The sequence below is a fragment of the Pseudomonas sp. HY13-MNA-CIBAN-0226 genome, from assembly GCF_040310305.1.
Classification (GTDB): Bacteria; Pseudomonadota; Gammaproteobacteria; order Pseudomonadales; family Pseudomonadaceae; genus Aquipseudomonas; species Aquipseudomonas gregormendelii.
Map to the genome: position 1 here is coordinate 1 of NZ_JBEOPS010000580.1, position 240 is coordinate 240.

The 240-nt window shown below is 58.3% G+C and carries 1 protein-coding gene; it reads left to right on the top strand.

From position 1 onward, the window contains the following. The coding region (locus AAEZ05_RS30000; protein WP_350650298.1) for a hypothetical protein at positions 1 to 211 on the top strand (211 nt) is incomplete at its 5' end. Positions 212 to 240: the final 29 nt, after the last annotated feature.

Here is a 240-nt window from a genome sequence, read left to right on the forward strand (position 1 = left end):
GTACTACTGCAGCCCGAAACGCGTGATCTACATCACGACGCGCGAGGATTACGCGCCGTTCTATCGGGATGACCGCAAGTATTTCGAGCTCGATACGTTCTATGCCGAATATGCGAAACCGATCGAGGAACGCCGGCTGCCGATGGTGCAGCGAAAGCATGACGGCGCGATCGACGTGTACCGGCGCTGGAAGGAACTGAACGCGAAGTGACTTGCTTCATCGCGGACGCGATACCGGCG